This is a genomic window from Streptomyces sp. NPDC058674 (assembly GCF_042716505.1).
GTDB lineage: Bacteria > Actinomycetota > Actinomycetes > Streptomycetales > Streptomycetaceae > Streptomyces.
Genome location: NZ_JBHXSC010000028.1, coordinates 30,355 through 51,191, shown reverse-complemented (window position 1 = coordinate 51,191; position 20,837 = coordinate 30,355). Strand labels below are relative to the sequence as shown.

The window sequence follows — 20,837 nt, the reverse complement described above, 5'->3', positions numbered from 1 at the left end:
CCGTTCCGGCTCGGTGGTACGGCGGGGCTCCGTCAGCAGAGCGGCACCTTGTTGAGGTTCTTCGCGTAGCGGGCGGCGATCCAGCCGCGGCCGTCGGCGAGCTTGTACCAGATCGCGTTTCCGTCGACGGGCTGGCCGTTGACCTTGCACTGGACGGCGACGACGTCGCCGGTCAGGGCCTTGCCCTTCGTCGCGTACCCGGTGCCCGGGCCGGAGTGGATGCCCAGGCCCTTCCCGGAGGAGACGATGCGGGCCGTCGGGTTCTTGTGGGGGCCGCCGCACTTCGCGCAGGTGCCCGGCGTGCCGGCGTCGCCCTTCGGGCCCCGGTCTCCCCGAGGCCCCTGGGGGCCGGCCGGGCCGCGGTCTCCCCGGTCCCCGCGCTCTCCCGTGTCGCCCTTCTCGCCCTTGGGGCCGGGGCTGCCCGGCTTTCCCTGGCGGCCCGGCTTCCCGTCGCGCCCGGGCTTGCCGTCGTCACCCTTGGGGCCGGTCACCGGGGTGGCGACGGCGAACAGCGCCGTCGCGTCCGGGCCGGTGGCCCACTCGCCGCCGCCCAGCGTCGTGCCCTCGGGCGCGTCCGCGTCCACCCGCAGCGCGACCCCCAGCTGCGTCTGCGCGCCGCTCGGGAAGGCGAAGCCGGCGCGGGTGCCCGCCTCGCAGGTCAGCAGCCGGGCGTCGGCCGAGCGCGTGCACGGGACGGTCGCACGCCGGCCGTCCCAGTAGAACCGGGCCTCCGGGAAGGTGGTGCGCTCCGGAGCGGTGATGCGGAACGTACCGCTGACGACCTGCTCCCCGCCGTTGGCGGCGGCGATGACCACGCGCCCCGTGCCGCCGGGGGCGATCGAGGGGAGGTACGGCTGGGAGAACCTGAGGGCGGCCGGGTCGGCCAGGGCCGGGACCGCCGGGACCAGCCAGGCCGTGGTGACGGCGGCGACGATCAGGGCCGCGGGTACGGAGCGGGAAGTCGGCACGGGGTGTTCCTCCGCAGGGGGAAGGGCGCTGGAGACACCCCAGTTATGGCCGATCGCGGGCGCCGGCGGTGGGTACCACGCGGGAACGATCACTCGGCCGCCGCAGGGAACGGCCCGCCGCCGCCGCGGGCAGGGCGAGGGCGGCCGCCGCCGCGGGCAGCAGGTACGCCGTCGTGGTGCCGAGGTGGTCGACGGCCAGGCCGGCCGTGGCCGAACCGACGGCGATGCCCGCCATGAGGGCGGTGACCGCCAGGGTCATGCCCTCGTTGAGGCGCCCCGCGGGGGTGCGGGCGTGCACCTCGGACATCGCGGTGACCATGGTCGGGGCCGTGGCGGTGCCGGCCAGCAGGAGGGCGCCGGCCAGGGCGGGCAGGGAGCCGGCGGCCGCCGCGGCCCACGGCAGGGCCATCATGACGGCCATCACGGACAGGCACAGGGGCAGACCGCGGGGGCGCAGGGTGCCGTAGACCAGGCCGGCGGCGCAGGAGCCCGCCGCCTGGAGGGCCAGCACCGCGCCGGAGGCGGAGCCCAGGCCGAGGGCGCCGAGGTGGGCGATCGAGGTGACCTCCATCGAGCCGAAGACCATGCCCGTGGCCAGGAACGGCAGCAGCAGCGGACCCAGGGCGCGCAGCGGGGACCGGGCTCCCCGGCGGGGCGCCGGCGACACGGGCGGCTCGGTGGCCCGCCGGGAGGTGAAGACCAGCATCCCGGTGAGGAGCAGGGCCGCGGCGGTGAGGGTGCCCGCCTCGGGGACCACCGCGGTGCACAGGGCGGCCGCCAGGACCGGGCCGAGCATGAAGCACAGCTCGTCGGCGGCCTGTTCGAAGGACATCGCCGTGTGGTGCGCGGCCGGGGAGCCGCGCAGCAGGTGGGTCCAGCGGGCCCGGGACATGCCGCCGGTGTTGGGGGTGGTGGCGGTGGCGGCGTACGAGGCGAAGAGGGTCCACGCGGGGGCGTCGGCGCGGACGCAGGCGACCAGGGACAGCGAACCCAGGACGGCCACCAGGGTGGCCGGGAGGGCGATCCGGGCCTGGCCGTGGCGGTCGATCAGCCGGGCCGTCCAGGGGCCCACCAGGGCCGTCGCGGCCAGGCCGGTGGCGGTGACCGCGCCGGCCAGGGCGTAGGAGCCGCGCTGCCCGGCGATCATCATGACGGCGCTGACCCCGAACATGCCCATCGGGAGCCGGGCGAGCAGGTTCCCGGCGGTGAAGGCGCGGGTGCCGGGCAGCGCGAACAGCCGGCGGTACGGTCCGGGCCCGAGGGCGCCACCCCGGCCCCGCCCGCGGCCGGCACCGGCCCGGGCGGGGGCGGCGGGCGCGGCGGCCGCGGCCGGTACGGCTGCGGGGACGGTCCGCGCGGCGGGCGGCACGACGGCGGGCGGGGCGGCGAGGACGAGGGTGGAGCCGGTGACGGCCATGAGGGGCATGGCCACAGCCTCGGCCGGGACCGGGCGCACCGTCCAACACCTGTTCAGGACCCATTCACGCCCCCGCGTTGTTAGTCTCCGGGGGTGATGCCCCGAGACGTGGACCCCCGCCTGCTGCGCGGGTTCGTCGCCGCCGCCGAGGAACTGCACTTCACCCGCGCCGCCGCCCGCCTGTACGTCGCCCAGCAGGCCCTCAGCCGGGACGTCCGGCGGCTGGAACGGGCCCTGGGCGCGACCCTGTTCGTACGGACCACCCGGCAGGTGCAGCTGACACCGGACGGGGAGCGGCTGCTGCCCCTGGCCCGGCGGGTGCTGGCCGCGCACGAGGAGCTCGGCGCGGCCTTCACCGCCCCCCGGGCGCTCCTCGTCGACGTGAACACCGACGGCCCCGGCACCGGGCGCACCGTCCTGGAGCGGGCCCGCGAACTCGCCCCGGAGTGCGAGCTGATGGCCCGCTTCGAGAGCGGTCTGACCCATGCCGCCGCCGAGATCGCGGCCGGGCGGCTCGACGTCTCCTTCGGGTACGCGGACGGCCTCGACCCGGCGCTGCGGGCCGGCCTCGCGCAGTGCCCCGTGCGGTACGAGCCGCTCGCCGTGCTGCTGCCCGAGGGGCACCCCCTGGCCGGGCACCGGGCCGTACCGCTGGACGGGCTGGCCGGGGAGTCGGTGTACGCCGGGGCCGGCAACCCGCGGACCCTGGAGTGGACGGGACTGGCCCGCGAGCTGTTCGCCGGGCGGGGCATCGAGGTGGCGCCGCCCGCGCCGGTGGCGATGGGCAAGGAGGAGTTCGGGCGGGTGATGGCCAAGACCGGCAACCCGGTGCTGGTCGCCGTGGACTTCCCCGACATGCCCGGATGCGTGAAGCGGCCGCTGACCGGGCCGGTCCCGCTGTCGCCGCTGTCGATGGTGTGGCGCGAGGGCTTCGGCCACCCCGGCCTGGACGCCCTGTGCGCCGCGGCCGCCGGGCTGGCCGCCGAGCACGGATGGCTCGTACCGGCGCCCGGCAGCTGGACGCCGAGCGGCTCACACCCGGCCGCCGGGGCGGGTGAGAGCAAGGTTTCCCGGCGGTCATCCGGCGGGGACCGGGGCTGAAACGCGCCCCTCGTACGGTCGTCACCACGGACGCGACAGCAGTGGAGGCGTGTGATGACCGGTACGACCGCACCGCGCAAGGGGGGCCGCTGGATCGAGCGGTGGGATCCCGAGGACGAGACCTTCTGGAAGGAGTCGGGGGAGCGGATCGCCCGGCGCAACCTCCTGTACTCCGTGCTCTCCGAGCACATCGGCTTCTCGATCTGGTCGCTGTGGTCGGTGATGGTGCTCTTCATGGGCCCCGGATACGGGATCGACCCCGCCGGGAAGTTCTTCCTCATCGCGACCGCCACCTTCGTCGGCGCCCTCGTGCGGGTGCCGTACACCTTCGCCGTCGCCCGCTTCGGCGGCCGGAACTGGACCGTCGTCAGCGCCCTGCTGCTGCTGGCGCCCGCCGTGGCGGCCCTGGTGGTGATGGAGCCCGGGACCTCGTACGGCACCTTCGTGCTCGTGGCCGCGCTGACCGGCGTGGGCGGCGGCAACTTCGCCTCGTCGATGACGAACATCAACGCCTTCTTCCCGCTGCGCAAGAAGGGCTGGGCCCTGGGGCTGAACGCGGGCGGCGGCAACATCGGCGTACCGGTGGTGCAGCTCGTCGCGCTGCTGGTCATCGCCACCGCCGGGGCCGGGCACCCGCGGCTGCTGCTCGCGGTCTACATCCCGCTGATCGTGGTCGCGGCCGCGCTCGCCCTGGCGCGGATGGACAACCTGGCACCCGTACGGAACGACACCGGCGCGGTCCGGGAGTCCGTGCGCGAACCCCACACCTGGATCATGGCGTTCCTGTACGTCGGCACCTTCGGGTCCTTCATCGGCTACAGCTTCGCCTTCGGGCTGGTGCTCCAGACGCAGTTCGGCCGCACCCCGCTCCAGGCCGCCTCGCTGACCTTCGTCGGGCCGCTGCTCGGCTCGCTGATCCGGCCCGTGGGCGGGGCCCTCGCGGACCGCTTCGGAGGGGCGCGGATCACGCTGGCCACGTTCGTGGCCATGGCGGCGGCCACCGGGGTCGTCATCCTGGCCTCGGTGCGGGAGTCGCTGCCGGTGTTCCTCGTCGGCTTCGTGGCGCTGTTCGTGCTGAGCGGGCTCGGCAACGGCTCCACGTACAAGATGATCCCGGGGATCTTCCAGGCGAAGGCCCTGGCCCGGGGCATGGCCGGCGAGGACGCGGCGGCTTACGGGCGCCGGCTCTCGGGGGCCTCCATGGGGCTGATCGGCGCGGTGGGGGCGCTCGGCGGGCTCGGCATCAACCTGGTCTTCCGGGAGGCGTTCACCGCCACCGGGTCCGGGACGGCCGCCTTCACGACCTTCCTCGGCTTCTACGCGGTGTGCTGCGCGGTGACGTGGGCGGTATACCTTCGCCGGCCCGCCGCGGAGACCGTCGCGGGGCCCAGGCCGGGGGCGCGACCGGGGACGGACGCGAAGCCGCAGCTCACCTCGGTGTAACGGTGGTTAACGGCCCCGAAATACGGTGGAACCGAGCCTGACACGCCGTGTTGGCAGGCTCGGGGCCCCGGCTTACCGTTCCCGCTCCCGCGGCGCGACACCGACCCACTGGGCAAGGCAGGTCACCATGTACGAGGACAGGCAGCACACCGGTCCCGGCCCCCTCTCGGGCTTCACCGTCGGTGTCACGGCCGCCCGGCGGGCCGACGACCTGATCGCCCTGCTCCGGCGGCGCGGGGCCGTCGTCCTGCACGCGCCCGCACTGCGGATCGTGCCGCTGGCCGACGACGGCGAACTGCTCGCCGCCACCAAGGAGCTGATCGGTTGCGCGCCGGACGTGGTGGTCGCCACCACCGCCATCGGCTTCCGCGGCTGGATCGAGGCCGCCGAGGGGTGGGGGGTCGGCGAGGAGCTGCTGGAGCGGCTGCGCCGCACCGAACTCCTCGCGCGCGGGCCGAAGGTGAAGGGCGCCATCCGCGCCGCCGGGCTCGTGGAGACCTGGTCCCCCGAGTCGGAGTCGCTCGCCGAGGTGCTGGAGCGGCTCCTGACGGCGGGGGTGGACGGGCGGCGGATCGCGCTGCAGCTGCACGGGGAGCCGCTGCCGGGCTTCGTGGAGGCGCTGCGGGCGGGCGGGGCCGACGTCGTGGTCGTCCCGGTGTACCGGTGGATGCCGCCCCAGGACCTGGCGCCGCTGGACCGGCTGCTGGACGCGGTGGTCGCCGGCACCGTGGACGCGGTCAGCTTCACCTCGGCGCCGGCGGCGGCCTCGCTGCTGTCGCGGGCCGAGGAGCGGGGCGTACGGGAGCCCGTGCTGGCGGCCCTGCGCGGCCCGGTGCTGTCCGCGTGCGTGGGGCCGGTGACGGCGCTGCCGCTCCAGGCGCTCGGGGTGGAGACGGTGCAGCCGGAGCGCTTCCGGCTGGGCCCGCTGGTCCAGCTGCTCTGCCAGGAGCTCCCGGGCCGGGCCCGGGTGCTGCCGGTCGCCGGGCACCGCCTGGAGGTACGGGGGCAGGCGGTGCTGCTGGACGCCGAGCTGCGGCCGGTGCAGCCGGCCGGGATGGCCCTGCTGCGGGCCCTGGCACGCCGTCCGGGCTGGGTGGTCTCCCGGGCGGACCTGCTCCGGGCGCTGCCGGGGGCGGGCCGGGACGAGCACGCGGTGGAGACGGCGATGGCCCGGCTGAGGGTGGCACTGGGGTCGCCGAAGCTGATCCAGACCGTGGTCAAGCGGGGGTACCGGCTGTCCCTGGACGCGGGCGGAGAGCACAAGTACGCGACCACACCCGGGGAGTGACGCCGCCACGGGAGCGTCGGCCGGGGTGCGGCCCGGGTGCGCTGGCGCGGGAGCGGTGGCCCGGGTGCGCCGGCGTGGGCTAGCGTGCCGGGATGATCATAGACGGAGTGGAGATGCGGGCGCTGGAGCCGGGCGACGCGGCCGGACTCGCCGACGTCCTGACCCGCAACCGGGCGTTCATGGCGCCCTTCGACCCGTACCGGTCCGAGGCCTTCTACACCGAGGCCGGGCAACTGGCCCGCATCGAGACCGCCCTCGCCGAGCGGGACGAGGGCCGGACCGTCCCGTACGTCTTCGTCGAGGCGGCGACCGGCGCACCCGTCGGGGCGCTCAACCTCGGAGCCATCGTGCTCGGTCCGCTGTGCAGCGGCCGCATCGGCTACTGGGTGGACCAGGCGTGGAACGGCCGGGGGCTGGCCACCGCCGGCGTGGAGGAGGTCTGCCGGCTCGCCCGCGACGAGGTGGGCCTGCACCGGGTCGAGGCCGGGACCCTGGTCGACAACCTGGCCTCGCAGCGGGTGCTGGCGAAGGCGGGCTTCGAGCAGTACGGGCTCGCCCGCCGCTACCTCCACATCAACGGCGCCTGGCGCGACCACCTCCTCTTCCAGCGGCTGCTGCACGAGGACCCGCCGCCGCTCGCGGCCTGACCCGGCGGCCCGGCGGTTCGGCGTCCCGGCACGATCCGGAGGGGCCCGGCCCGCCCCGGCCCACCCGCCCGCCCCCGAGCCGCCGCCCGGCCCCGAGCCGCCGCGCGCCCCCGAGTCGCCGCCCGCCCCCGGCGCCGCGCAAGGGCTTCCGCCCCGCGCGGGCTGCGGGCACTCTGGGAGCGGCGGCGGCGGGCGGGGTTCCGGCGAGCGAGGTGGTGACGGGCATGTGGTTCGACTCCGGCAGGGTCTGCCTGGACCTGATGGCCACCCTCGCGCCCGGTGACGGCCTCCGGGACGGTGACGGGCTGCGGCTGTGGTTCGCCGGCGCCGGGCTGGTGCCCGACCGGACGCCGCTCGCCCGGGTGGGGCCCGACTGGGCCGCCGCCTTCCGGGACCTGCGCGGCGACGTGGAGACCCTCGTACGGGCGGAACTGGACGGCCCCGGCGCCCCCCGCGCCGACACGGCGCCGGCCCTCGCCCGGGTCAACGCGCTGGCCGCCGGACCACCCCCCGGCCTGTGCGCCGTACGGGACCAGGAGGGCCACCTGGTAAGGGAGTTGTGCGGCGGCGTGGGATGCGGCGCGCTGCTCGCCGCCGTCGCCCGGGACGCAGTCGAGCTGCTCACCGACCCCGGCGACCGGGCGCTGCTGCGCGTCTGCGAGGGCGACGGCTGCACCCGGGTCTACCTGGACACCTCCCGCGGCCACCGGCGGCGCTGGTGCTCCAGTGAGCGGTGCGGCAACCGGGAGCGCGTCGCCCGGCACCGCCGGCGGGTCCTGGCGTCCGGCGCCTAGGTCCTGTGACCGGAAGGGTCCACCGGGTCGCGCCGCCCGGCACGCCCTCCCGGCCGCGGCACCGGGCGGCGTATCACCCCGCGAGACCGGTTCCGGAACGGGTATGCGGACCGGCCGCGAATTCGCGTACGGTTGACGGTCGCCCATGCACGTCAGAAGGGGGCCTTGGTGGCCGCGCAGAATGCCGCTGTCGACAGCACGGCGGATTCCGTCCGCGATCGGGAGGTCGCGGTCGAGCAGACGCATCTCGACCGGGTGTACCGACGCCTAGAGGAGAAGATCCACGAGGCCGAGTTCCTGATGAACGACGCCGCCCAGCGCGGCCAGGTGGGGACGCCCGGCGCCCTCGCCGAGCGCGACGCGCAGGTCTTCCGGGCAGGCATCCACCTGAACCGGTTGAACAGCGAGTTCGAGGACTTCCTCTTCGGCCGCATCGACCTGGTGCTCGGCAAGGACGGTGAGCGCGGGCCCGACGGCGCCTTCACCTCCGTCGAGCCGGCCGACGACGCGATCAGCGACGACCTCACCGCCGAGATCGCCGAGACGCTCCACATCGGCCGCATCGGGGTCCTGGACTCCGACTACGCCCCGCTGGTCATCGACTGGCGGGCGCCGGCCGCGGCGCCGTTCTACCGCTCCACGCCGAAGGAGCCCGGCCGGGTCGTGCGCCGGCGCGTCATCCGCTCTAAGGGCCGCAAGGTGCTGGGCGTGGAGGACGACCTGATGCGCCCGGAGGTCACCGCCACCCTCGACGGGCGGGAGCTGCCCGTCATCGGCGACGGCGCCCTCATGGCCGCCCTCGGCCGGGCCCGTACGCACTCCATGCGCGACATCGTCTCCTCCATCCAGGCCGAGCAGGACCTGGTGATCCGGGCGCCCGCCGCGTCTGTCGCCGAGGTCGCGGGCGGGCCGGGCACCGGCAAGACCGCCGTCGCCCTGCACCGCGCCGCCTACCTGCTCTACCAGGACCGGCGCCGCTACGCCGGCGGCATCCTGATCGTCTCCCCGACGCCGCTGCTCGTCGCGTACACCGAGGGCGTCCTGCCCTCCCTCGGCGAGGAGGGCCAGGTCGCCATCCGCGCGCTCGGATCGCTGGTCGACGGCGCCGAGGCGACCACGTACGACGACCCGTCCGTGGCCCGGATCAAGGGCTCCTCCCGGATGCTCAAGGTGCTGCGCAAGGCCGTACGGGGAGCACTGGAGCTCGGCAACGCCCCCGACCGGCTCCGCGTGGTGGCCTTCGGCCGCCGCCACGAGCTGGAGTCCGCCGAGCTCAACCGGATCCGGCAGAACGTCCTCGGCGGCACCGCGCCCGTCAACCTGCTCCGCCCGCGCGCCCGCAAGCTGCTCCTCGACGCGCTGTACGCGAAGTCCGGCAGCTCCGGCCGGCACAGCGACCCGGAGCTGGCGGCCGAGCTGCGCTCCGCCTTCGACGAGGACGTCTCCACCGAGGACGCCTTCATCGACTTCCTGAACGCCTGGTGGCCCGAGCTGACCCCGCGCGCGGTCCTCGCCTCGATGGCCGACGAGCGCAGGCTCGGACGCTGGTCGCGCCGGGACCTCAACCCGCGCGAGACCCGCCAGCTGGCCCGCTCGCTGCGCCGGGTCGGCCCGGACGGCAAGGGCCCCCTGTCGGTGCACGACGTGGCGCTGCTGGACGAGCTCCAGCTGCTCGTCGGTGCTCCCGCCCGCCCCCGGCGCAGGCGGGAGATGGACCCGCTGGACCAGCTCAGCGGGCTGGAGGAGCTGATGCCGACCCGCGAGGAGACCCAGTGGGAGCGGGCCGAGCGGCTCGCGGCGGAGCGCACCGAGTACGCGCACGTCATCGTGGACGAGGCGCAGGACCTGACGCCGATGCAGTGGCGGATGGTCGGCCGCCGGGGCCGGATGGGCACCTGGACGGTGGTCGGCGACCCGGCGCAGTCCTCCTGGACCGACCCGGAGGAGGCCGCCGCGGCCCGCGACGAGGCACTGGGCTCGCGGCCGCGCCGCCGGTTCACCCTGACCGTGAACTACCGCAACCCGGCGGAGGTCGCCGAGGTCGCGTCCCGGGTGCTGCGCCTGGCGATGCCCGGTATGGAGCCGCCGACCGCGGTGCGCTCGACGGGCCTGGAGCCGCGCTTCACGGCCGCCGCGGGGGACCTGGGCAGCGCGGTCCGGGAGGAGACGCGGCGCCTGCTGGAACAGGTGGACGGCACGGTCGGCGTGGTCGTGGCCATGGACCGGCGCACGGAGGCCGCGGGCTGGCTCGCGGACCTCGGGGAGCGTGCGGTGGCGCTGGGCAGCCTGGAGGCCAAGGGCCTGGAGTACGACGCCACGGTGGTGGTCTCCCCGGCGGAGATCGCGGACGAGTCCCCGGCGGGCCTGCGGGTGCTGTACGTGGCGCTGACCCGGGCGACCCAGCAGCTCACGGTGGTCTCGGCCGAGCGGGACGAGCCCGGCCCGGACGGGGTCCCGGCCCTGCTGGTGCCGTAGGCGCAGGGCGGCCGGGACCCCCGGCCGCCCTGCGTCCGGTTGGTCGGCAGCCGTGCGCGTGGTGTCCCGGAATCCGCTTCCGGGAGGGGGGATCACTTCCGGCGAACCTTTGTTAGCCTGGTTACGGCACCGACTCGATCCAAGCCCCCGGGCCCAACCTTCGTCGCCTAGAGCGACCACTTGCCGCGAGGCGAGCATGGCGGGTCGGTGTCATAGACGTCAGCAGCAGTGGTTCCACCAGGTCCGCGCCCCCCACGCAGTGGGGGGCGCGGACCTGTTTCGTATCAACCCACGATTCCACCGACCCGCAACTATCTCGTATGGTGGAAACGTTCTTCCGGAATTTGTAGCTGGTTACCTTGTACCGGCTGGTAGGTGGGACGATCGGACAACAGGGTCCAGCCACGCCCGCCGTGTGCCGGGCCCCGTGTGTACAGCGAAAACCAGGGACAGAAGAGGAACACGGCCATGGCAACGGCGCCCAGCGTCTCGTATTCGATGACGGTCCGCCTGGAAGTGCCCGCGAGCGGAACCGCGGTCTCCCAGCTCACCACCGCCGTGGAGTCCTCCGGCGGCTCGGTCACCGGACTCGATGTGACCGCCTCCGGTCACGAGAAGCTCCGTATCGACGTCACCATCGCCGCGACCTCCACCGCGCACGCGGACGAGATCGTCGAGAAGCTGCGGGGGATCGAGGGCGTCAGCCTCGGCAAGGTCTCAGACCGCACCTTCCTGATGCACCTCGGCGGCAAGATCGAGATGGCGTCCAAGCACCCCATCCGCAACCGCGACGACCTCTCGATGATCTACACCCCGGGCGTGGCCCGCGTGTGCATGGCGATCGCCGAGAACCCCGAGGACGCCCGCCGCCTCACCATCAAGCGCAACTCCGTCGCAGTCGTGACGGACGGCTCCGCCGTCCTGGGTCTGGGCAACATCGGCCCGATGGCCGCGCTGCCCGTCATGGAGGGCAAGGCGGCCCTCTTCAAGCGCTTCGCCGGCATCGACGCGTGGCCGATCTGCCTCGACACCCAGGATTCCGACGAGATCGTCGCGATCGTCAAGGCGATCGCCCCGGGCTTCGCGGGGATCAACCTGGAGGACATCTCCGCGCCCCGCTGCTTCGAGATCGAGGCCCGGCTGCGCGAGGCCCTCGACATCCCCGTCTTCCACGACGACCAGCACGGCACCGCGATCGTGGTGCTTGCCGCCCTCACCAACGCACTGCGCGTGGTGGGCAAGGCAGTTGAGGACGTGAAGGTCGTCATGTCGGGCGCCGGCGCGGCCGGTACCGCCATCTTGAAGCTGCTGCTCGCGGCGGGAGTGAAGAACGCGGTCAGCGCCGACATCCACGGCGTGGTGCACGCGGGCCGCCCCGATCTCGTCGACGCGGCGGCCGACTCGCCGCTGCGCTGGATCGCCGACAACACCAACCCCGAGGGCTACACGGGCACGCTGAAGGAGGCCGTGGTCGGCGCCGACGTCTTCATCGGCGTCTCGGCCCCGAACGTGCTCTCCGGGGACGACGTGGCCGCCATGGCCCAGGGCGCGATCGTGTTCGCGCTCGCGAACCCGGACCCCGAGGTCGACCCGGCGGTGGCCCGGCAGACGGCCGCCGTCGTGGCCACCGGCCGCTCCGACTTCCCCAACCAGATCAACAACGTGCTGGTCTTCCCGGGCGTCTTCCGCGGCCTGCTGGACGCCCAGTCCCGCACGGTGAACACGGAGATGATGCTGGCCGCCGCGACGGCCCTCGCGGACGTCGTCGGCGAGGACGAGCTGAACGCGAACTACATCATCCCGTCGGTGTTCAACGACAAGGTCGCGGGCGCCGTCGCGGGCGCCGTGCGCAAGGCCGCCTCGGGGTCGTGACGCCAGGCCCCGCGCGAGCCCGGCGGGGGTCGGGGCGGGGGTCGGGCGGTGTGCGGCGGCCGTGCGGCCGCCGCTGTGACCGCCCTCACGGCCCGTCGATCCCGGCGCGTCGCGGGATGCGGGCCCGGCGGGCCGCCTCTAGGGTTGCGGGGATGCCCGTGTGGTCCGCGGTCCGCATCGACCGAAGGCGGACGGAGCGTCACCGCCGCGTGACTGTGGCGCTTTTCGTGTGACCCCGGCGGGTGCCGGATTGGCTTTCCCGCCGCTGGTGGGGGCAGGATGCGTAACCGGGCGAGAGGGTCTGACGTTCAGACCCGGGTCCGGGGACTGTCCGAGGGCCCTGGCAGCATCGGCTTCGATCTCACGCCTCTAAGGCAAGTTGAACACGGGAGTACAACATGAACCGCAGTGAGCTGGTGGCCGCTCTGTCCGAGCGCGCCGAGGTGACCCGCAAGGACGCCGACGCCGTTCTGGCCGCGCTCGCCGAGACCGTTGGCGAGATCGTCGCCAAGGGCGACGAGAAGGTCACCATCCCCGGCTTCCTGACCTTCGAGCGCACCCACCGTGCCGCTCGCACCGCGCGCAACCCGCAGACCGGCGACCCCATCCAGATCCCGGCCGGCTACAGCGTGAAGGTCTCCGCGGGCTCCAAGCTCAAGGAAGCCGCCAAGGGCAAGTAGCACCGCCCTTGTGCCGGGGGCCGCAGAGGCCCTCGGGACGGCAGTGGTACGTAGCACGAGCAGAAGTCGAAGGGCGGCCGTCCCACCGGGGCGGCCGCCCTTCGGCGTGCCCGGGCCACGGGGCCGGACGCCGGCGGCTCCCCGTCGGCGCTCTCCCCGTCGGCGCGGCCCGCCCGCGGGGGGCCGGCCCGAGGCCATGAGAGGCCATGAGAAGGCCCCCCGGACCCTTGCGGGGTCCGGGGGGCCTCCTGGTGGCCGGTGCGGCTCAGACGAGGTCGCCGCCGGGCAGCTCGACCTTCGCGCCGAGCTCCACGAGCTTCTCCATGAAGTTCTCGTAGCCGCGGTTGATCAGGTCGATGCCGTGGACCCGCGAGGTGCCCTCGGCCGCCAGCGCCGCGATCAGGTACGAGAAGCCGCCGCGCAGGTCGGGGATGACCAGGTCGGCGCCCTGCAGCTTGGTGGGGCCGGAGACGACCGCCGAGTGCAGGAAGTTGCGCTGGCCGAAGCGGCAGGCCGAACCGCCAAGGCACTCGCGGTACAGCTGGATGTGAGCACCCATCTGGTTGAGCGCCGAGGTGAAGCCGAGGCGGGACTCGTAGACCGTCTCGTGGACGATCGAGAGGCCGGAGGCCTGGGTCAGGGCCACGACGAGCGGCTGCTGCCAGTCGGTCTGGAAGCCGGGGTGGACGTCCGTCTCCAGGGCGATGGCCTTGAGCGGACCGCCCGGGTGCCAGAAGCGGATGCCCTCGTCGTCGATCTCGAACGCCCCGCCGACGCGGCGGTAGGTGTTCAGGAAGGTCATCATCGAGCGCTGCTGGGCACCGCGCACGTAGATGTTGCCGCCGGTGGCCAGGGCCGCGGAAGCCCAGGAGGCGGCCTCCAGGCGGTCCGGGAGCGCCTTGTGGTTGTAGCCGCCGAGACGGTCCACGCCGGTGATCCGGATGGTCCGGTCGGTGTCGACGGAGATGATCGCGCCCATCTTCTGCAGGACGCAGATGAGGTCCTCGATCTCCGGCTCCACCGCGGCGTTGCTGAGCTCGGTGACGCCCTCGGCCAGGACGGCCGTCAGCAGCACCTGCTCGGTCGAGCCGACCGACGGGTAGGGCAGGCGGATCTTGGTGCCCCGCAGCCGCTGCGGCGCCTCCAGGTACTGGCCGCCCTCGCGCTTCTCGATGGTCGCGCCGAACTGGCGGAGCACGTCGAAGTGGAAGTCGATCGGCCGGCCGCCGATGTCGCAGCCGCCCAGGCCCGGGATGAAGGCGTGGCCGAGGCGGTGCAGCAGGGGGCCGCAGAAGAGGATCGGGATGCGCGACGAGCCCGCGTGGGCATCGATGTCGGCGACGTTCGCGCTCTCGACGTGGGTGGGGTCGAGCAGCAGCTCGCCCGGCTCCTCGCCGGGACGGACCGTCACCCCGTGCAGCTGGAGCAGCCCGCGCACGACCCGCACGTCACGGATGTCGGGAACGTTGCGCAGTCGGCTGGGTTCGCTGCCGAGCAGAGCGGCGACCATGGCCTTGGGTACGAGGTTCTTCGCACCGCGGACACGGATCTCGCCCTCAAGCGGGGTACCGCCGTGGACAAGCAGTACATCGTCACTGACTGTGCCGGTCATGAATCTCGCGTTCCGGGAGGGGTGGGCAGGGGGCCAGGGAAAAGAGTAAGGGCCACCACCCCTTTGTTTGTATGGCCGACGCGGCCGTAGGACTGTCATGAATTCGGTACAACACCCTCCGTACCCACCCCATGGCGGAGCGTCGCGTTCCGCCTCTGTCCCCGACGCCCGCTCCAGGACACCCCCGTGCGCCCTGAGCTGCGCAAGATCCGATCGGCCCGTCCGCTCCCCCGGGCGGGCGAATGTGCGAGATCATGGCGGCATGACCGAGGTGTCCTCCCTCACAGGGCGGTTGCTCGTGGCCACCCCCGCCCTCGCGGACCCGAATTTCGACCGCGCCGTGGTGCTGCTGCTCGACCACGACGAGCAGGGCTCGCTCGGCGTCGTCCTCAACCGGCCGACCCCGGTGGGCGTCGGCGACGTCCTGCTGCCCTGGGCGCCGCTGGCCGGCGACCCCGGCGTGGTCTTCCAGGGCGGCCCGGTGGGCCTGGACTCCGCCCTGGGGATCGCGGTCATCCCGGGGGAGGAGGGGCCGCTCGGCTGGCGCCGGGTGCACGGGGCCATCGGGCTGGTCGACCTGGAGGCGCCGCCGGAGCTGCTGGCCGCGGCCCTGGGGAGCCTGCGGATCTTCGCCGGCTACTCCGGATGGGGGCCGGGGCAGCTGGAGGCCGAGGTCGGCGAGGGTGCCTGGTACGTGGTGGAGTCGGAGCCCGGGGACGTGTCCTCCCCCGACCCGGAACGCCTCTGGCGGGCGGTGCTGCGCCGCCAGCGGGGCGACCTGGCGATGGTCGCCACCTATCCGGACGACCCGTCGCTGAACTGACGCGCCCGGGGGTCGGTACCCTGGGTCCATGAGCACTCTTGAGCCCGAGCGCGGGTCTGGCACGGGAACCCTCGTAGAGCCGACGCCGCAGGTGTCGCACGGTGACGGCGACCACGAGCGCTTCGCCCACTACGTCCAGAAGGACAAGATCATGGCGAGCGCGCTCGACGGGACCCCCGTCGTCGCGCTCTGCGGCAAGGTGTGGGTGCCGGGCCGGGACCCGAAGAAGTACCCGGTCTGCCCCATGTGCAAGGAGATCTACGAGTCCATGGGCCCCGGCGGGGACAAGGACAAGGGCGGCAAGGACAAGTAGTCCGGCCCCCGTCGAGCAGGACCGAGGCCCCCGGGCGCGCAGAGGCGCGCACGGGGGCCTTTGCCGTGCCCCCGGGGCGCGTTATGGTCGCCGCACGCCACCCTGCGGAACGCCCGTTGCGCAGGGCGCAACGGGCTGCTGCGAAGGGCTGAGCATGGACCTGATCCCCGTACCCCTGGCCGCCGTTCCCCACGAGGGCGGACACCGCTACGCGCTGGGGCCCGAGCCGGTCCTCGACGCCGGCCCCGGCACCGGGGGCGTGGCCCGCTGGCTCCGCCGCGAGCTGGGAGCCGCCACCGGCTGGAGCCTGCCGCCGGCCGGCGAGGGCGTACGGGGCGACCTGCGGCTGCGCATCGGCGCCGATCCCGCGGGCGGACTCGGCCCGGAGTCCTACCGGCTCGACATCGGCGCGGACGGCGCGGAGCTGACCGGCGCCACGGCGGCCGGACTGTTCTGGGGCGCCCAGACGCTGCGCCAGCTGCTCGGGCCCGACGCCCACCGCAGGGCGCCGCTGCCCGGCCGGAGCTGGAGCCTGCCGTACACCGCGATCACCGACGGCCCCCGCTTCGGGTGGCGCGGGATGATGCTCGACGTCGCGCGCCACTTCCTGCCCAAGGACGGCGTGCTGCGCTCCATCGACCTCCTCGCCGCGCACAAGCTCAACGTCCTGCACCTGCACCTGACGGACGACCAGGGCTGGCGGATCGAGATCAAGCGCCACCCGCGCCTCACCGGGGTCGGCGCGTGGCGGGCGCGCAGCCGGCGGGGGCACCGGGCCTCCCCCCTGTGGAACGACACCCCGCACGGCGGCTTCTACACCCAGGACGACATCCGCGAGATCGTCGCGTACGCGGCGGAGCGGCACGTCCGGGTGGTTCCCGAGATCGACGTGCCGGGGCACTCGCAGGCGGCCATCGCCGCCTACCCGCAGCTCGGCAACACCGATGTCGTGGACACGGGCGTACTGGAGGTCTGGGACGACTGGGGGATCAGCGAGAACGTGCTCGCGCCCACCGAGGCCGTGCTGCGGTTCTACGAAGGGGTCTTCGAGGAGCTGCTGGAGCTGTTCCCGGCGGAGGTCTCGCCCTTCGTCCACGTGGGCGGGGACGAGTGCCCCAAGCGGCAGTGGCGGGACTCGGCCGCCGCGCAGGAGCGGATCGCGCAGCTGGGGGTGGACGGCGAGGACGGGCTCCAGTCCTGGTTCGTCCGGCACTTCGACGGCTGGCTCGCCGAGCGCGGACGCCGCCTCATCGGCTGGGACGAGATCCTGGAGGGCGGCCTGGCGCCGGGCGCGGCCGTGTCCTCGTGGCGCGGGTACGCGGGCGGGATCGCCGCCGCCGAGGCCGGGCACGACGTGGTGATGTGCCCCGAGCAGCGGGTGTACCTGGACCACCGTCAGGCGGACGGCGCGGACGAGCCGGTGCCCATCGGGTACGTCCGCACACTGGAGGACGTGTACCGCTTCGAGCCGGTGCCGCCGCAGCTGTCACCGGAGGCGGCCGCGCACGTGCTGGGGGCGCAGGCCAACGTCTGGACGGAGGTGATGGACAGCCAGGACCGCCTCGACTACCAGGTGTTCCCGCGGCTGGCCGCCTTCGCCGAGGTGGTCTGGTCCCGTCAGCCCGCCCCCGCCGACCGGGACTTCGCCGGTTTCGAGGAGCGGATGGCGGCGCACTACCGGCGCCTCGACGCGCTCGGCGTCGCCTACCGGCCCCCGGGCGGCCCGCTGCCGTGGCAGCGCCGGCCCGGACTGCTCGGACGTCCGATCGAGGGCGCGCCCCCGAACGTGTGATGCCGAGAACGGGAACTCTTCCTAGATTTCGGTGGATACGGGGGAAAAGGGGCGATCGGACGAGGTGGGCGGGAGCGGGGGCCGCCCGGCGGACCCTCGCGCCGAGCGGCCCGGAAGATGTGCCAGAGTTGCCACGTCCCGGCGGTGAGGACGTACCGTACGGCGGACAGGCGCGAGCGCCGGGACCGGGACATCGGGAAGGGGCAGCTGGGTTGACCACGCACGCACCGCACGCACTGAATTCAGCTCAGGGGCCGCAGGCGGCGCACGCGGCGCAGTCCGTGACGCTGCCGGCCTCGCTCGACGAGGCCGTGGCGGCTCTCACGGCCATGCCCGCCGCCGTTCCCGTCGCAGGCGGCACCGACCTCATGGCCGCCGTCAACGCCGGGCTGCTGCGGCCCGCCGCCCTGGTGGGGCTGGGCCGGATCAACGAGATCCGCGGCTGGCAGTACCAGGACGGCCACGCGCTGCTCGGCGCCGGACTCACCCACGCCCGGATGGGGCGGCCGGATTTCGCCGCTCTGATCCCCGCCCTGGCGGCCGCCGCGCGCGCCGCCGGGCCCCCGCAGATCCGCAACGCGGGCACCCTCGGCGGGAACATCGCCACGGCCGCGCCCACCGGTGACTCGCTGCCCGTGCTGGCCGCGCTGGAGGCCGTGCTCGTCATCGTCGGCCCCGGCGGATCGCGCGAGATCCCGGTGTCGTACCTGCTGGCCGGGCGGGAGATGCTGCGGCCCGGCGAACTGATCGGCTTCGTGCGGGTGCCGCTGCTGCACGCGCCGCAGGTGTTCCTGAAGGCCACCGGGCGCACCGGTCCCGGGCGCGCGGTGGCATCCGTGGGGCTGGTGCTGGACCCGGCGCGCCGGGGTGTGCGCTGTGCGATCGGGGCGGTCGCCCCGATGCCGCTGCGGCCCCTGGAGGCCGAGCAGTGGGTGGCCTCGCTGATCGACTGGGACGGGGAGCGCAGCCTGGCCCCCGAGGCGCTGGAGGCCTTCGGCGAGTACGTCGCCGCGGCCTGCGTGCCCGACCAGGGGGAACCGGTGGCTCCCGGAGTACTGCATCTGCGGCGGACGGTGGCCGTGCTGGCACGGAGGGCCCTGGGGAGGGCGCTGACCTCATGAGTGGGAACGGGAACGGGTACGTGAGCGGAGCGACTGGGGACCCGGGCGACACGGGTCCCGCGAGCCCCGAATGGGGCTGGGAGCCGGTGCCGCACGGCGGCGAGTACGACTCCGACGCGACGGCCTTCGTGAAGCTGCCGCAGGACATGCTGGACGCCCTCGGCACGGGGGAGCCGCTCGCGGCGCCCGGCCACGGCTACGTGCCGCCGCCGATGATCGTGCCGCTCGGCTCCGCCACCACGGACCCGGCGGCCACGGGTACGTGGACGCTTCCGGTGCAGTGGCCGGAAGCGGGCGGTTCGGTCCCGTCCGACCCGGCGCCCGGCGCGGCCTCGGGCCGGATCTCCGGCCAGGGCCCCGCCCCCGTCGGCGGCCCGATCCCCGCGTCGATCCCGCTCCCGGCGTCGGTGGCCGCGGCGTTCGCCGGGGCGGAGCCGGCGCAGGAGGAGCAGCAGCGCCTGGAGCAGCACCGCCGGGAACGGCAGGAGCAGCACCGCCAGGAGCAGCACCGCCAGGAGCAGCACCGCCAGGAGGAGCAGCACTGGCAGGAACAGCACTGGCAGGAGGAGCACCGCCAGGAGGAGCACCGGCAGCAGCACGGCCAGGAGGAGCGCCGGCAGCAGCACGGGGACACCGCCGAGTGGCGATTCCCGCAGCCGGGGCCGGAGGACCACCACACCGGAGAATTCGCCGCGGACGCGCTCACGGGCGCCGCCGCCGGCGACGGGTCCGCTCCGGCGACCGGCCAGTGGGCCGTGCCGGAACAGTTCGCGGACCCGGGCGACTTCCGGCAGGGCGGCCTGGACGCCGACTGGAGCAGGGCCCCGGCGACGCTGCCGGGCGGCGCCGCCGCCCCGTGGGCGAACCACCCCGGCTTCGAGGGCGCGCGCGGCTACGCGGCCCAGCAGCCCTCCGACGGGCAGGACGGCGGCGTGCTGCCGGGCACCGACGCCGCCGTGGCGGCCGCCGCGGCAGCCGCCGGGCGGGCCTCCGAAGGGCCCGGCGCGGGCGCCCTGCGGCGCGGTCCGCGGGTGTTGGGCGGCCCCGGCGTGGGCACCCCGCTCCCCGAGGGCGAGCCGGCGCACCCGGCCCCGCACGACATCGAGGCCGCTCACGGCCCGGCGGCGACGCCGGGCGCGGGCGAGCGGCCGCACCCGGGAGCGGGCGCCGCCGCGCCGTCGGCGGCCCCGGACGGGCTGGACTTCTTCGGCGGAGTACGGACCGGCCCGGCGCCCGCCCCCGATCCGGAACACATCGCCCCGGTCGCCCGGCCCCTTCCCCACGCGGACACCGACGGGCACGGCTTCGCCGCCTTCGGCCGTGCGCCCGAGCCGGCGCCCGCTCCGGCGGCTGAGGCCGCAGCCGTTGCCTCGGACCCCGGCCGGGCGGCGCACACCGGCCCGGCCGGCACCGACGGCACCGACGGCACCGACGGCACCGACCGCACCGACGCCGGCCATGACACCGACGGGCGAGGCTTCACGGCCTCCGGACCGGCGCCCGACCGGGAGTCCGCAGCGGGCTCCCGGTCGGGCGGTGCGGGCTTCGAGTCCGGTGCGGGCTTCGAGTCCGCGCCGGACGGGCCCTCGGCGGCCGAGGAGTCCGGGCCGGCCGAGGAGTCCGGACGGGCGCCGGAGTCCGGGCCGGCCGAGGAGGAGTCCGGGCCGGATGACGGGTACGCCCTCCCGGAGACGGCCCGTCCCGCGGCGGAGCCCGGCGGTACCGACGGGCACGGCTTCACCGTGACCGCCCCGGCCCCCGCGGACACCGGGTCCGAGCCCGTGCCGGACGCGGACCCCGCCGACCCCGCTGTCGCGCTCCGGGACGGGGACGCCGCCGCGGGTCTCCCGGCCGGGGGGCCGACGTACGACATCGACGGGGACGCCGGGGCCGTCGCCCATCACGAACACCCGGCGGCCTCCTACGTCCTGCGCGTCAACGGCGCCGACCGCCCCGTCACCGGCGCCTGGATCGGCGAGTCCCTCCTCTACGTGCTGCGCGAACGCCTCGGCCTCGCCGGCGCCAAGGACGGCTGCTCGCAGGGCGAGTGCGGCGCCTGCGCCGTGCAGGTCGACGGCCGGCTCGTCGCCTCCTGCCTGGTCCCGGCCGCCACCGCCGCGGGCAGCGAGGTCCGCACCGTCGAGGGACTCGCGACGGACGGGGAACTCTCGGACGTGCAGCAGGCGTTGTGCAGGTCGGGCGCGGTGCAGTGCGGATTCTGCGTGCCCGGCATGGCCATGACCATCCATGACCTGCTGGAGGGCAACCACGCCCCCAGCGAGCTGGAGACCCGCCAGGCGCTCTGCGGCAATCTCTGCCGCTGCTCCGGCTACGCGGGGGTCGTCGACGCCGTCCGCGAGGTCGTGGCGGGGCGCGAGGCGGCCGCCGCCGAGCTCCCGGCAGCGCAGGCCCCCCCGGAGCCGCGTATTCCGCACCAGGCACCGCCCGGCGAGGGCGGCATCCACCACGGAGGCACGGAGTGAGCGGGCAG

Annotated in this window: 16 protein-coding genes; 13 read left to right on the top strand and 3 right to left on the bottom strand. The window is 74.9% G+C overall.

Going from position 1 to position 20,837, the window contains the following annotated elements:
* Positions 1-32: 32 nt before the first annotated feature.
* Both ACFWU6_RS16975 and ACFWU6_RS16970 read right to left on the bottom strand, forming a co-directional pair.
* Positions 33-968: an SH3 domain-containing protein gene (locus ACFWU6_RS16975; protein ID WP_383981706.1), complete on the bottom strand. Its 936-nt coding sequence runs from the start codon at positions 966-968 to the stop codon at positions 33-35.
* A 43-nt stretch (positions 969-1,011) separates the two neighbouring features.
* A complete protein-coding gene (locus ACFWU6_RS16970; RefSeq protein WP_383981734.1) occupies positions 1,012-2,385 on the bottom strand; it encodes an MFS transporter in 1,374 nt (457 codons plus the stop codon).
* A 96-nt stretch (positions 2,386-2,481) separates the two neighbouring features.
* Here ACFWU6_RS16970 and ACFWU6_RS16965 point away from each other — a divergent pair, with 96 nt between their 5' ends.
* The 8 genes from ACFWU6_RS16965 (at position 2,482) to ACFWU6_RS16930 (ending at position 12,685) form a co-directional block, all read left to right on the top strand.
* Entirely contained in the window at positions 2,482-3,486 is a 1,005-nt protein-coding gene (locus ACFWU6_RS16965) for a LysR family transcriptional regulator (RefSeq protein ID WP_383981732.1), read from the top strand.
* A 54-nt stretch (positions 3,487-3,540) separates the two neighbouring features.
* The gene (locus ACFWU6_RS16960) at positions 3,541-4,929 is read left to right on the top strand and encodes a nitrate/nitrite transporter (RefSeq protein WP_383805788.1); all 1,389 of its coding nucleotides are present in this window, start codon (positions 3,541-3,543) and stop codon (positions 4,927-4,929) included.
* Between the two features lie 127 nt (positions 4,930-5,056).
* Positions 5,057-6,217, top strand: a complete 1,161-nt coding sequence (locus tag ACFWU6_RS16955) for a uroporphyrinogen-III synthase (RefSeq protein WP_383805786.1) — start codon at positions 5,057-5,059, stop codon at positions 6,215-6,217.
* Positions 6,218-6,309: 92 nt separating this feature from the next.
* Positions 6,310-6,864: a GNAT family N-acetyltransferase gene (locus tag ACFWU6_RS16950; RefSeq protein WP_383981704.1), complete on the top strand. Its 555-nt coding sequence runs from the start codon at positions 6,310-6,312 to the stop codon at positions 6,862-6,864.
* Between the two features lie 224 nt (positions 6,865-7,088).
* Positions 7,089-7,658 carry a CGNR zinc finger domain-containing protein gene (locus tag ACFWU6_RS16945; protein WP_383981702.1) on the top strand — a complete coding sequence of 190 codons (570 nt, stop codon included), beginning with the start codon at positions 7,089-7,091 and terminating at the stop codon, positions 7,656-7,658.
* Between the two features lie 168 nt (positions 7,659-7,826).
* Positions 7,827-10,133: a HelD family protein gene (locus ACFWU6_RS16940; protein ID WP_383805781.1), complete on the top strand. Its 2,307-nt coding sequence runs from the start codon at positions 7,827-7,829 to the stop codon at positions 10,131-10,133.
* Between the two features lie 468 nt (positions 10,134-10,601).
* Positions 10,602-12,005, top strand: coding sequence for an NAD-dependent malic enzyme (locus ACFWU6_RS16935; RefSeq protein WP_383805779.1), 1,404 nt, complete (start codon positions 10,602-10,604; stop codon positions 12,003-12,005).
* Between the two features lie 398 nt (positions 12,006-12,403).
* Positions 12,404-12,685: an HU family DNA-binding protein gene (locus ACFWU6_RS16930; protein ID WP_007264399.1), complete on the top strand. Its 282-nt coding sequence runs from the start codon at positions 12,404-12,406 to the stop codon at positions 12,683-12,685.
* A 265-nt stretch (positions 12,686-12,950) separates the two neighbouring features.
* Here ACFWU6_RS16930 and murA read toward each other — a convergent pair whose 3' ends face one another.
* Entirely contained in the window at positions 12,951-14,297 is a 1,347-nt protein-coding gene (gene murA / locus ACFWU6_RS16925; RefSeq protein ID WP_383805777.1) for a UDP-N-acetylglucosamine 1-carboxyvinyltransferase, read from the bottom strand.
* A 262-nt stretch (positions 14,298-14,559) separates the two neighbouring features.
* Between murA and ACFWU6_RS16920 the strand changes: the two genes are divergently transcribed.
* From ACFWU6_RS16920 to ACFWU6_RS16900, 5 genes are all read left to right on the top strand, one after another.
* Positions 14,560-15,120, top strand: a complete 561-nt coding sequence (locus tag ACFWU6_RS16920; protein WP_383805775.1) for a YqgE/AlgH family protein — start codon at positions 14,560-14,562, stop codon at positions 15,118-15,120.
* Between the two features lie 28 nt (positions 15,121-15,148).
* Positions 15,149-15,433: a DUF3039 domain-containing protein gene (locus ACFWU6_RS16915; RefSeq protein WP_383805773.1), complete on the top strand. Its 285-nt coding sequence runs from the start codon at positions 15,149-15,151 to the stop codon at positions 15,431-15,433.
* 154 nt (positions 15,434-15,587) lie between these two features.
* The gene (locus tag ACFWU6_RS16910; RefSeq protein ID WP_383981700.1) at positions 15,588-17,225 is read left to right on the top strand and encodes a beta-N-acetylhexosaminidase; all 1,638 of its coding nucleotides are present in this window, start codon (positions 15,588-15,590) and stop codon (positions 17,223-17,225) included.
* A 212-nt stretch (positions 17,226-17,437) separates the two neighbouring features.
* The gene (locus ACFWU6_RS16905; RefSeq protein WP_383805769.1) at positions 17,438-18,346 is read left to right on the top strand and encodes an FAD binding domain-containing protein; all 909 of its coding nucleotides are present in this window, start codon (positions 17,438-17,440) and stop codon (positions 18,344-18,346) included.
* Between the two features lie 20 nt (positions 18,347-18,366).
* Positions 18,367-20,829: a 2Fe-2S iron-sulfur cluster-binding protein gene (locus ACFWU6_RS16900; protein ID WP_383981698.1), complete on the top strand. Its 2,463-nt coding sequence runs from the start codon at positions 18,367-18,369 to the stop codon at positions 20,827-20,829.
* Positions 20,830-20,837: the final 8 nt, after the last annotated feature.